We start from the raw sequence: 12562 nt of genomic DNA, 5'->3' as shown, positions 1-12562 counted from the left end.
ACTGATTCTCTCGACGAAACTCGTTCGACCCGCGCTATTGTTTCTATTTGCTTTTTTTCGGTTTTCAAGCCGTTTTAGATCACAATAGATGTCGCAATGACTAGCACATTTACCGCGCTCTCGCCGGCACCATGTAAGAGGCGAGCCGTCAAAGCCGCCGCTATATAGTGACAACCATTTGCAATGTCGACTCTGCCGGCGATCCTGCTTCTTTCCGCCGCGCTTGCTGGGACATATGTGGTGTGGCGAGGCTTGCGGTGCAAACTGCCGAGCGCCTCATGCAAGGCGTGCAATAGCGTCTTGTGGAACCCTGAAGTGCTTGTCCAGGTTGGCTCTCTACCGCTGGCGGTAAAGGATCATGCCGGCATGATAGAGGACGCCTTCGACGAACTCACCATCCGCGGTGAAGCCCGTATCGTCCCAGTATTCTATGTGGCTGCCCTGCACTTCATAGCGTCCCCGATAGGCGCTCTCGCGGTCACCGCGCGCTTCGTCATAACGGCCGTTCGGCAGGAGTTCGTGCCTGATATGGCGATCCTCGGTGACCCACATTCCGACATAGGGATGATCTTGGTGCGTCATTGGTTCCTCCGCAAGGATTGGAGTTGCAGGAAGGGTCAGGCCGGTTGGAGCTACAGCAACGGCAATATCCGTAAGCACTGCGGCCAAAGTGGATCGCATCAATGCGCCGCCTTCGTCGGACGCACGACGATCTCGTTGACGTCGACATCGTCGGGCTGTTCGATTGCGTAGCGCACTGCCCTGGCGATGGCATCGGGTTGCAGGGCAATAGCACGCCAGGTTTTCATGGCGGCGGCAGCGGCTTCGTCGGAGATCGTGTTCGCCAGCTCGCTTTCCACCACGCCAGGATGAATGCAGGTTACGCGGATATCGTCACTCTCCTGGCGGAGCCCATCGGAAATCGCGCGGACAGCGTATTTCGTTGCGCAATAGACGGCAGCCGTGGGCGAGACGGCCAGTGCGCCAATGGAACCGATATTGATGATGTGACCGGAGCCGCGTGCCGTCATCTCGGGCAGAACCGCCGCGACGCCGTACAGAACACCCTTGATGTTGACGTCCACCATCAGCTCCCACTCGTCGACCTTCATGGCCCGCATTGTTGACGATGACATCGACCTGGCCCCATTCGGCCCGGGCGGCATCGGCGAATGCTGCGACATCCGCCCTCCTGGTGACGTCGAGCGCTCGCACGCGAACCGTTCCACCAGCTGCCTCGATTTCGGCCGCAAGCGCTTCAAGGCGGTCGGTGCGGCGTGCGCCGAGCATCAGCTTCGCACCTGCCACGCCAAGCTCGCGGGCAATGCCAGCACCGATGCCGCTGGAGGCACCGGTGATCAGAACAACTCTGTTCATGGTCATCGAGATGATCCTTTTGGTTCTGTGATTATTTTCACGATGTGAAGGGATGGCGTGCGGTGCGTCAGCCTTATTTGGGGTCACTGGGCGGTGTAGCCGCCATCGACCAGAAGCAAGGCCCCGGTGATGAAGCTGGATGCCGGCGAGGCAAGAAAGGCGATGGCCTCGGCAACTTCTTGCGGCTGGCCGATCCGGCCGATTGGATGCGCGCCGCCGAAGCTGCGCAGCATCTCCCGGCCATTCTCCACCACACCTTCCATGATGTCGGTTTCGATCACGCCAGGGGCAACGGCGTTGCAGCGAATGCCCATGCGCCCGTATTCGATCGCGATCACCTTGGTCAGCTGTGCGACAGCCGCCTTGGAGGAGGCATAGGCCGCCTGCGTCTCGAAGGCCGCGACGGCCGAGATCGACGAGACATTGACGATCGCGCCGCTACCGCCGGCAGCCATCAATTCCACTGCGGCACGGGCAGTGACGAAGCTGCCGCGCGCGTTGATCTGCAGAATGCGGTCATAGTCGTCGACCGAGGTCTCAGTCAGTCGTTTGTTGAGCGTGCGACCGGCATTGTTCACGACGATGTCAAGTCGTCCGAAGCGCTTCGCGGCGAGTTCGACCGAGCGTCTGGCCAGGTCCTCGTCGGCGACATCGCCGACCAGCGTTGCCACATCCTCGGCTTCCAATTCGCGTACGCTGTCGCTGAGATCGCTTGCCACGATCCGGGCGCCCCGCGCCCGCAGCAGTTCCGCCGCGCAGCGGCCGATGCCGCGTGCCGCGCCGGTCACGAGGGCGACTTTTCCATCCAGGTCCCAGGAGGAAGGGAGTGATGTCATGGGATATCTCCTTGTCGGTCGGCTTCGGCTTGGATCGGGAGGATCAAGCCTTCTTGCCGTTGCGACAGAGATAGAGCCGTGGCATTGTCGCGATAACCCGCCCGCCGTTAACCTCGATGGTAAGTTTGACTAACCAATGGATATCGATCTCAATGCAATTGCCGTCTTCGTCGCGGTGGCCGAGGAACGCAATTTTCGTGCTGCGGCAGGCCGGCTGGGCGTGACGCGCTCGGCGGTCAGCCAGAGCATCCTCAGGCTTGAACAGCGCCTTGGCATCGCATTGCTGCAGCGCACGACACGCAGCGTCAACCTGACCGAAGCGGGCGAGCGCCTGCTGGCGAGCGTCGCACCGGCGATCGCCGACGTGAACGCGGCAATCGAAGCCACCACGGAGTTGCTGGACCGCCCGCGCGGCCGCCTGCGGATCGCGGTTTCGTCTATCGCAGAGGCCTTTCTGTCAGGACCGTTGCTGGCGTCCTTTGCAGAAAGGTTTCCCGAGGTGCATCTGGATATTGTGGTCACCGACGAGGAATTCGACATCGTTGCCGAAGGCTATGATGCGGGAGTGAGGCTCGGCGAAGTGATCGAGCAGGACATGATTGCCGTGCCGGTATCGGGCGATCAGCGGCAGATGGCCGTCTGCGCCCCGCGCTATCTCGAAAAGTTCGGAGCACCCGCCCATCCGCGCGAGCTTGTGGCACATCGCTGTATCGGCTGGCGGCCGGCGCCGGGAGTTTCGCCCTATCGGTGGGAGTTCGGCGAGGACGGGCGCGAGTTCGACGTGGCGGTTGCGCCCGAGATCACTACCAACGACATGTGGCTGATGATCCGGCTGGCCGTTGCAGGCGCCGGAATCACGTTCGGCATGGCCGATACATTCCGCCCCTGGCTCGACCGCGGCGAGCTCGTGCCAATCCTGGACGGCTATTTTCCGCCGTTTGCGGGTTTCTATCTCTATTTCCCAAGCCGACGGAATATCGCGCCGAAGCTGAGAGCCCTCGTGGATCACCTGCGCGGCGCGCGTCAGGCGCGGGACCGTGGGTGAGCGCTACGGGATCGTAGTGAACGCTCGGCGCTATTGGTCAGAAACCTGGCTGAAAGCTGAATGGTACCGTTGGCTGGGATCGAACCAGCGACCTCCGGATCCACAATCCGGCGCTCTAACCATCTGAGCTACAACGGCACGCTTGCCCGAGCGAGATCCAGACGGAACGTTCATTCTCTGGGACCCGCTCTGTCGTTCGGCGATGCGTCCATACGGGCTATCGGAGTTTAATTCAAGGCTTTTGGCAAAGCAAAAGATCGCTCCGGCATCGCGTCATTTTTCGCCGGACAAAGAAAAGGCCGGCGGGAGGAGGTGCCGGCCTTTCCTGTTACGAGCCAGCGGGAGGAGGTGCTGGCTGGTCACCCCGGTGAGCAGAGGGAGGAGGTTCCACCCGCCGGGTATTCGTTTGAAACAATTATATCGCACATCTATTTGTCTGACGAAATGCGACCTTTTGATGCATCGTCAAACTGTGCGCAAATATTAGGCGATCTTGATTTCTTTCACGGCCTTTTCGAAGGCGGTCTTGATCGGCTTGGATACGTCCTCGGCCGCCTTGACAGCAACCGCCTGGAAGTCCTTGGCCTGCTCGACGGTCAATTCGACCTGTTTGCGCACGAATGCTGTCTGCAGCTCGACGACTTCCGACAGCGACTTGGCGCCGATCAGGGCTTCGAAATGCGAGAAGCCGGCTTCGGCATTGGCACGCAAGGCGGCGATGGTCTTGAGCGACAGGTCGCTGGAAACGGTCTTGGCGGTCTCATAGGTCGACTCCAGCGCCTTCTGGGTCTCCTCGGCGCCGGTCTTCAGCTTTGCATAGGCCTCTTTCGACTGCTCGACGCCCTTTTCGGCGAAGGCGCGGATCTGGTCGGTGGCCTTGGAAGCGTCGAAGCTCGGGAATTCAACGTTTTCAATCGTTTCAGCAGTCTTGGTCCTGGACATTTTCCATCCTTTTCAGCGGCAGCGGCTTTGACAAAATGCCGTCTCGTTCATCTATCATGGCAATATAAAGGCAAATTTTGTGCATTGCAACATGTTTGTTGCATCGCACCATAAAATATTTGGTTCGCGGCGTTAACCACGCGCCTAGAGATTCCGCTGGTTGCACGCTATGACTTGTGGACCTTCGCGCCGTCGGCTTTTATTAACAAAGCGTTAACCGCAAATTGCCCGCTCTGTGAGGGTCGCCAAGCGCATGCCGGCTGAAAACTACTCCTTCCTCGATGTCGCCGTGCTCGACGCCGTCCGCTTGCGCTTCGCCGCAGGCGACGCGATCGCTATTCTGTCGGCAGATCTCGAGCAGGTGATCTGGGCCAACGGCCCCGGCGCAGCGGTATTCGGCTATCCCGACATCGGCGCGATCATCGGCGCCTCGGCAGGTTTGCCGCTGATCGCCAGGCGCCAGATCATGGCAACCAGCGGTTTTCCGCAGATCGGCCGCGACCGTGCCATCACGGTCCGGCTGGCGACTGGCCTGACCAGCCGCGCGGTCGGCTTCCTGGCCAGCGCAGTGACCATGCCCGATGGCGAGGAAGCAATCATGCTGGCGCTGCCGGCGGCGCAGACCGGCTCGCGCAGCGCGGCCGAGATCGCCGACCGCGCCATCGGTGGCTTTACGGAAGACGGCCACTACATCGCCTTTGTCGATGCCAAGGGCAATATCGACGCCGCATCGGACGGCTTTTCGGCGCTCGGCATCCGGCCTGAGACGCTGGCCGCACTTGTCGCCGACGTGGCGAACGAGAGCGACCGCATCGTCAAGCGCCTGGTTCCGGGTGGGTCCAGCTCCTATCCCGCGGGCCTTGCCCGGCTGACGGAAGAGCGGCACCTGCTGGTGGTGATCGACGAGGACCGGCTTGACGGCGAGGCCCCCGATGGCGAGCGCGCCGGCGGGGAAACCGAGGGGGCAGCGGCACCGAGCGGTGGCGATCTTCCCCAGCCAACGAACCAGGACAACGAGCAGCCAATCACCAGCACCGGCGCGGCGGAGATCGACCTTGCAGCGATGGAAGGAACCTCGGCATCGGCGGAGCACGAACCTGCCGACGCGGCCGGCGATCACCGCACGGCTAGCGAAACGCCGACGCAGCATGACCATTGGTACTTCAATGCCGGCGACGACACGCAGATCTCGCCCGGGGCAGCTGTGTCCGGCGAAGTCGAGACCCCAGCCAGCCCGGATACTTCGCCGGAAAGCGCCGCAAAAGCCACCAAAGCCGCCTCGCCGGCCGAACACCGCGCTTCGGCGATCGATCGCACCGCCGCGCCCATGCGTTTCGTCTGGCGTACCGACGCGGAGGGCCATTTCAGCGCCCTGTCGCCGGAATTTGCCGAGCTCGTCGGCAAGCCTGCCGCCGACGTGATCGGCCGCCGTTTCGAGGATGTTTCGGCCGCCTATGGCCTCGATGCTTCTGGCGAGATTGCCGGCCTGCTCGAACGGCGCGACACCTGGTCCGGCCGCTCCGTGCTGTGGCCGGTCGCCGGCACCGATCTGAAGATACCCGTCGATCTGGCGGCGCTCCCGGTTTACAGCCGCAGCCGCGTTTTCGAAGGTTTTCGCGGTTTCGGCGTGGCCAGGAGTGGCGATGCGGTGGTCGATCCGGATGCCGTCGGCATGGCCCTTGTCGCCGAGGAGAAACCTGCCGCGACCATCGGGCCGAAAGCCGTCGAACCTCTCCCCGAGACACCTAAATCCGCCGATCCGTTCAGGGGCGAAGTGCCGGCATTGACCATCGTGCCAAAACCCGAGCGGCGCTTTGCCGACAAGGTGATCCGGCTGGCCGAGCACCGGCAGCCGGCCAACGACAAGGGCCTGTCGACGCTGGAACGCAGCGCGTTTCGCGAGATTGGCGAGCGTCTCAAGAAGGACAGCACCCCGGCCGAAGAACAGCCCGGCGCCGGAAAGCAGAAGCCGGTTGAGAAAGTCGAGGCAGCCGGCAAGGCCGACGAGCCAAAGCTGAAAGAAGCCGGGCTGGCGGACAAGGGTGAGATGCCGGCGCGAGGTCCGGAAAGCGGGGCGGCTGCCGCCGAACCGCCCGAGGCCGATACCGAAGACCAGAAGGATCTTGCCCGGCTCGACGGCGAGCAGCCCGATGAGGCGGAAGCAGAGGCGCAAGCCGGCGAACCCGTCACACGCCCTGTTTCCGGATCGCTGCTCGACTATGCCGACCGCGAACCCAGCGACGAAGCGCAGGAAGGCATTGAGCCCAGCACGAACCGTCGAACGATCATCGCCGAAGCGCCGCGGGATGGCGACGACGACAGCATGACGGCCGAAGATTTCCGTGACGCCGAGGACAGCGAGGATTGGTCCGAGGACAGCGCAGCCGCAGCCGACGTTGCCGGCCAGGTGCCGCCCATCGCGCGGCTGCAGGCACCACCGCTCAAACTCGACGGCTTCGTGCCGTCGGCGTTTGCCGGAGAGGACAACAAGGGGCCGGATACCTCGATCCTCGGCAAGCTGCCAGTGCCGGTGCTTATCCATTCCGGCGACCAGCTGCATTACGCGAATGACGAATTCCTCGGCTTGACCGGCTATGCGACGCTCAATGCCCTGGACGAGGCCGGCGGGCTCGGCGCGCTGTTTCCCGACCCTTATGCCGACGACGGCAGTTCGGACGGCGGCGACCGCGCTCTGCGGCTGAAAACGCGCGAAGGTCAGGAGTTTCCGATCGATGCGATTTTACGCTCCGTGCCCTGGGGAAACGGCAAGGCGCTGATGCTGGTCGTACGTCGTTCCGGCGACGACGAGGCAGCAGCCATTCCACATGGCGCCGCCGAAGACCAAACGCAGCCGGATGTTTCCGAGCTCAAGGCACGCATTGCCGAAATGCGCACCATCATCGACACCGCCACCGACGGCGTCGTGCTGATCGGCCGTAACGGAACGATCCGTTCAATTAGCCGTCCGGCGGAAGCGCTGTTCGGCTTCGACAGCGACGAGGTGACCGGCAAACCGTTCGTCTCGCTGTTTGCGATCGAAAGCCAGCGCGCGGCGCGTGACTATCTCGAGGGGTTGTCGGAGCCCGGCGTTGCAAGCGTGATGAACGATGGCCGCGAGGTGATCGGGCGCGAGGCGCAGGGGCGTTTCATTCCGCTGTTCATGACCATCGGCAGGCTGCCCAACGACAGCGGCTTCTGTGCGGTGGTGCGCGATATCACCCAGTGGAAGCGGGCCGAAGAGGACTTGACCCAGGCGCGCGCGGTCGCCGAACGCGCCTCGTCGCAGAAGACCGATTTTCTGGCCCGCATCAGCCACGAGATCCGCACGCCGCTCAACGCCATAATCGGCTTTTCCGAGCTGATGGTCGACGAGAAATTCGGGCCGGTGGCCAATGACCGCTATCGCGACTATCTGCGCGACATCAACCGTTCGGGCAACCACGTGCTCGATCTGGTCAACGACCTGCTCGACATTTCGAAAATCGAGGCCGGCCAGCAGGAGATGGCCTATGAGGCGGTGTCGCTTAACGACACGCTGGCCGAAACCGTGGCGATGATGCAGCCGCAAGCCAACCGGGAACGCGTCATCATCCGCTCCAGCTTCGCCTCGCGGCTGCCGGAAGTGGTGGCCGATCTGCGCAGCGTGCGGCAGATCGCGCTCAACATCCTGTCGAACGCCGTCCGCTACACGCAGGCTGGCGGCCAGGTGATCGTGTCGACGGCTTACGAGATCTCCGGCGATGTCGTCATGCGCGTGCGCGATACCGGCATCGGCATGAGCCAGTCCGAGATCGAGCAGGCGCTGAAGCCGTTCAAGCAGATCAATGCGCTGAAGCGCGGCCGTGGCGACGGCACGGGTCTTGGGCTGCCGCTGACCAAGGCGATGGTCGAAGCGAACCGGGCCCGGTTCACCATCAACTCGACGCCCGGCGAGGGAACCCTGGTCGAAGTCGCCTTTCCCTCGACCCGCGTGCTCGCCGGTTAGCTATGGTTGCGCAAAGAAAAAAGGCGTCCAACAGGACGCCTTGAGAAATTGGAATTGCTGTCACAACGGGGCTTGAGCGAATCAGATCCTCTCGGGGCTAAGAGGAACGGGATTTCTCCCTCAAGTTACGCACGACTATTGATGCCGGGCCTTAACAAATCCTTACCGGCACGCCGGAAAATTTACCAATGTGTACCACTCATGAAATCTAGGTAAATTCCGAAGAGATAATTTGTTAACTATACCTGACCTCAAAACGGCTCCCACCTTGGATCCCAGGGTCAGTCGGCAAGCTGCGGCAGGTTGCGGAACAGCTCGAGCGCTTCGGGATTGGCGAGCGCTTCCTTGTTCTTGATGGCGCGGCCGTGCACCATGTCGCGTACCGCGAGCTCGGTGATCTTGCCCGATTTGGTTCGCGGAATATCGCTGACGGCGACGATCTTGGCCGGCACGTGGCGCGGGCTCGCCCCGGTGCGGATTTTCGCGCGGATGCGCTTTTCCAGCTCGGCATCGAGCTCAACGCCGGCCGCCAGCCGCACGAACAGCACGACACGCACGTCATTGTCGAAATCCTGGCCGATGCACAGCGCTTCGAGGATTTCCGGCATCTGCTCGACCTGATTGTAGATCTCCGCCGTGCCGATCCTGACACCGCCCGGATTGAGCGTGGCGTCGGAACGGCCATGGATGATCAGGCCACCATGGACGGTCCATTCGGCGAAATCGCCGTGGCACCAGACATCGTCGAAACGTTCGAAATAGGCGGCCTTGTATTTCCTGCCGTCAGGGTCGTTCCAGAAGCCGATCGGCATCGCCGGAAACGTCTTGGTGCAGACGAGCTCGCCCTTCTCCTGGCGGAGCGGGCGGCCGTCATCGTCCCAGACATCGACGGCAAGGCCGAGCCCGGGCCCTTGGATCTCGCCGGTCCATACCGGTTCGATCGGCACGCCGAGCACGAAGCAGGAGACGATATCGGTGCCGCCGGAAATCGAAGCCAGATGCACGTCCTTCTTGATGCCTTCATAGACGAAGCGGAAATCTTCCGGCGATAGCGGCGAGCCGGTCGATGAGATGGTGCGCACGCTGGAAAGATCATGCGTGCGGATCGGCTTCAGGCCGGCCTTGCGCACGGAATCGATGAATTTGGCCGAGGTGCCGAAATAGGTCATCTTTTCGGCATCGGCGAAGTCGAACAGCGCATTGCCGTCCGGGTAGAACGGCGAGCCGTCGTAGAGCAGCAAGGTGGTGCCCGATGCCAAGCCCGACACCAGCCAGTTCCACATCATCCAGCCGCAGGTGGTGAAGTAGAAGAAGCGGTCGCCGTCGAGCAGGCCGGCATGCAGCCGTTCTTCCTTGACGTGCTGGATCAGCGTTCCGCCGGCCGAATGGACAATGCATTTGGGAATGCCGGTCGTGCCCGATGAAAACAGGATGTACAGCGGATGCGAAAACGGCAGCCTTTCGTAGGCGACAGGCCTTGCGGCAAAGGGTGACAGCGCCTCTTCCAGCGCAGCCGCCTTGCCGATGGTCGCGGCGACGTCGAGCGAGGTGCCGAGATAGTCGACAATGAGGACTTTGCGGACGGTGGCGAGCTTGCCCGCCACGGCCGCGATCTTGTCGGCGACTTCGATCGCCTTGCCATTGTACCAGTAGCCGTCCGGCGCGATGAACACGACAGGCTCGATCTGGCCGAACCGGTCGAGAACCCCCTGCTCGCCGAAATCTGGGGAGCAGGACGACCAGACCGCGCCGATCGAGGCGGCCGCCAGCATCGCAGCAACGGTCTCCGGCATGTTGGGCATCATCGCGGCGATGCGGTCGCCCTTCTTCACCTTGAGCGACAGGAAAAGCCGCTGCAGCCGCGAGGTCAGCGCATGCAGCTCGTTCCAGGACAGCCGCCGCTCGACCTTGTCCTCGCCGCGAAAGACGATTGCGTCGCCAAGCCCGGTTTTCTTGAGGAGATTCTCGGCGAAATTCAGCTTTGCCTCAGGAAAGAAGGTCGCGCCGGGCATCTTGTTGCCATCGACCAGCACGCGTTCGCCCTTGTCGCCGACGATGCCACAAAAGTCCCAGACCAGGCTCCAGAAGGTCTCGCGATCATCGATCGACCAGCGATGCAGGTCGGCATAGGAGGAGAAAACCTTGCCGGCCATGTTCGCCGCGGTGTTCATGAAGGCGGTCATCGGCGCTGCGTCGATCTGCTCTTGCGTCGGGATCCAGAGCGGTGCGTCGTCAGCCATCATTGTTCCTCCTTAAAGCACGTCACGTTTGAAGAGATTCACGCGACGCGCTTTAAACTTTTGTCTTTATGCATGTCGTTTATCCCAAAACCGCTGCGCACTTTGGGCGACATGCATTGGCATCGCTTATGCATATCGCGATGCAGCAGAGCAAGATTTTGTTGGACCGCGCCGGTCAGGGTGTGCGCAAATGCCATCGCCGGGCCATAAAGACTTGAAATGCGTCAGCCGTCGGTTACACCCGTCGGGCGATTTTGTCGGAATGGAAGCATACGGGGCGATATGCCATCACCTTTGATCCGACGCGGAATATGGGCGATCGGCGCAGCCGTCATCGTCATCGCGCTGGTTGTCGCAGCCTTGCCGTTGATCGCCTCGACCCGCATCGTACGCGACCGTATCGCGTGGGAAATGAGCGCGTGGAGCGGTTTCCGGGTCACCATCGACGGCGCGCCGCGTATCGAGGTCTGGCCGAATTTCCGGGCGATCCTGAGCGACGTGACGCTGTCGCAATGGACAGAGACGGATGCGCCGCCCGTGGTCGAGGCCGAACGGGTCGAGGTCGACCTCTCAGCGATGGCGGCGCTGCGTGGCGATGTGATGTTTTCGACGGCGCGGCTGGTACGACCGACGATCCGGGTTCAGCGTACCGCGAGCGGGTTTTTCCTGCCTGCGATTCCCAGCGGCGGGCGCATTACGCGTTCGATCGATGCTGCCCGCGCGGTGATCAACACAAATCCCGCCAAGCCGGATCTCGGCAAGCTGCCGACAGATCCGTTCGGCACAGTCGAGTTCAGGGACGGCCGCGTAGTGGCTGCCATCGGCGGCAAGGACCAGGAGATATTGAGCAGCCTGAGCGGCCAGGCGAACTGGGCCGCGATGAACAGCAATGCGACGCTGTCGGCGACCGGGATATGGCGCGGCGAAAGTGTTGCCATCGACGCCGCATCGCCGAACCCGCTCGTGCTGTTTGGTGGCGGCACAGCACCGGCTACATTTTCCTTCAAGGCGGCACCGGCCAGTTTTTCGTTCGACGGCCGCGCCAGCATGTCGGAGAACGGCTATTTCGACGGCCAGGCAAAATTCGCCGCACCTTCGCTCCGACGCGTGCTCGAATGGTCGCAGGCCGGCATCGCGCCCGGTGCCGCAATCGGCTCGATCTCGGTTTCAAGCAAGATCACGGCGACGGCCGGGCGCGTCAAATTTGAAAACACGGCCCTGACCCTCGACAACAACCCGGGAATGGGTGCGCTGGACTTCACCTATGGTGAGGCACTGCCGGTGATCTCCGGCACACTTGCCTTCGATACGCTCGACCTCAGATCATTTCTCTCCGCCTTTACGCCGGTACCATCCGCCGGCGGCACCGGCCCGGGCGAAATCGACACAAGCTTCGCCGACCGGATCAATCTCGATCTCAGGCTGTCGGCGGCGCATGCCACCGCCGGCGCCATCCAGCTTGCCGACGTCGCTGCCACTGCCCAGGTCAAGAACGGCCTTGCCGCCTTCGACATCTCGGATGCATCCGCCTTTGGCGGCAACGTCCAGAGCAGCGTCCGTTTCGACCGCAAGCCCGCCGGCACGGAAGTCGAGATCCGGCTGCTTGCTTCCGATATCGACGGCGGCGCTTTCGGCACCGCGGCCGGGATGACGCGGCTGGTGCCGATCGGCACTGGAACCGTTTCGGTCATCCTCAAGGGGCCTGGCAGAACCTGGGACTCGATTTTCGAAAACGCCAATGGCTCGCTGTCCGCGACGTTCGGCGCGGGTGCGCTGAGCCGGCTTAACCTGCCGGCGTTCCTCAAGCACACCGAACAGGGCGGATTCTTCGCGCTGGACGACGTCTCGGACGGAACGCTGCCGATCGACGGGGCCGAGCTCAAGGCGAGCATTTCGAACGGCGTGGCGCGTATCGACAAGGCCGAGGTGAATTCCGCGCAATACAAGATCTGGCTTTCCGGCATCGCATCCTATGCCGGACGCGGGCTGGCGCTGTCCGGCGGCATCGTCCAGCCGAGCCAGGCTGCCACGCAGACGAATGGCCAGCCGCCCAAGCAGTCGTCGTTCTTCGTCGGCGGCACGTGGAGCACGCCGTTCATCTCGCCGATAAGCCGCGGCGTTTCGGGAGAGTAGCGAG

Annotated in this window: 7 protein-coding genes, 1 tRNA gene and 1 pseudogene; 3 read left to right on the top strand and 6 right to left on the bottom strand. The window is 62.5% G+C overall.

The features are described 5' to 3' along the window. Nucleotides 1-336: 336 nt before the first annotated feature. From NKI54_RS08010 to NKI54_RS08000, 3 genes and pseudogenes are all read right to left on the bottom strand, one after another. Nucleotides 337-681, bottom strand: coding sequence for an Atu4866 domain-containing protein (locus tag NKI54_RS08010; protein WP_352634646.1), 345 nt, complete (start codon nucleotides 679-681; stop codon nucleotides 337-339). Then, nucleotides 681-1383 (bottom strand): annotated as a pseudogene (locus tag NKI54_RS08005) (SDR family oxidoreductase). Before NKI54_RS08005 ends, NKI54_RS08010 begins: the two are co-directional and overlap by 1 nt. Before the next feature lie 77 nt (nucleotides 1384-1460). Further along, a complete protein-coding gene (locus tag NKI54_RS08000; RefSeq protein WP_352634648.1) occupies nucleotides 1461-2213 on the bottom strand; it encodes an SDR family NAD(P)-dependent oxidoreductase in 753 nt (250 codons plus the stop codon). Nucleotides 2214-2349: 136 nt separating this feature from the next. On the opposite strand from NKI54_RS08000, the gene NKI54_RS07995 reads away from it, so the two are divergent. Beyond that, complete coding sequence (locus tag NKI54_RS07995; protein ID WP_352634650.1) at nucleotides 2350-3258, top strand: LysR family transcriptional regulator; 909 nt, start codon at nucleotides 2350-2352, stop codon at nucleotides 3256-3258. A gap of 61 nt (nucleotides 3259-3319) precedes the next feature. Here the strand turns inward: NKI54_RS07995 and NKI54_RS07990 are convergent. Then, nucleotides 3320-3396 (bottom strand) — tRNA-His (locus NKI54_RS07990). A gap of 345 nt (nucleotides 3397-3741) precedes the next feature. Further along, nucleotides 3742-4200 (bottom strand): phasin, encoded by a 459-nt coding sequence (locus NKI54_RS07985; RefSeq protein ID WP_023677458.1) that lies wholly within the window; start codon nucleotides 4198-4200, stop codon nucleotides 3742-3744. A gap of 253 nt (nucleotides 4201-4453) precedes the next feature. Between NKI54_RS07985 and NKI54_RS07980 the strand changes: the two genes are divergently transcribed. After that, nucleotides 4454-8185, top strand: coding sequence for a PAS domain S-box protein (locus NKI54_RS07980; RefSeq protein WP_352691084.1), 3732 nt, complete (start codon nucleotides 4454-4456; stop codon nucleotides 8183-8185). A 281-nt stretch (nucleotides 8186-8466) separates the two neighbouring features. On the opposite strand, the gene NKI54_RS07975 is transcribed toward NKI54_RS07980, so the two are convergent. Continuing rightward, nucleotides 8467-10425: an acetoacetate--CoA ligase gene (locus NKI54_RS07975; RefSeq protein WP_352634654.1), complete on the bottom strand. Its 1959-nt coding sequence runs from the start codon at nucleotides 10423-10425 to the stop codon at nucleotides 8467-8469. Between the two features lie 282 nt (nucleotides 10426-10707). On the opposite strand from NKI54_RS07975, the gene NKI54_RS07970 reads away from it, so the two are divergent. Then, nucleotides 10708-12558 carry an AsmA family protein gene (locus NKI54_RS07970; protein ID WP_352457085.1) on the top strand — a complete coding sequence of 617 codons (1851 nt, stop codon included), beginning with the start codon at nucleotides 10708-10710 and terminating at the stop codon, nucleotides 12556-12558. Nucleotides 12559-12562 lie beyond the last annotated feature (4 nt).

This window comes from Mesorhizobium sp. M0663 (assembly GCF_040320585.1).
Classification (GTDB): domain Bacteria; phylum Pseudomonadota; class Alphaproteobacteria; order Rhizobiales; family Rhizobiaceae; genus Mesorhizobium.
This window is presented reverse-complemented; position numbering and strand designations above follow the sequence as displayed.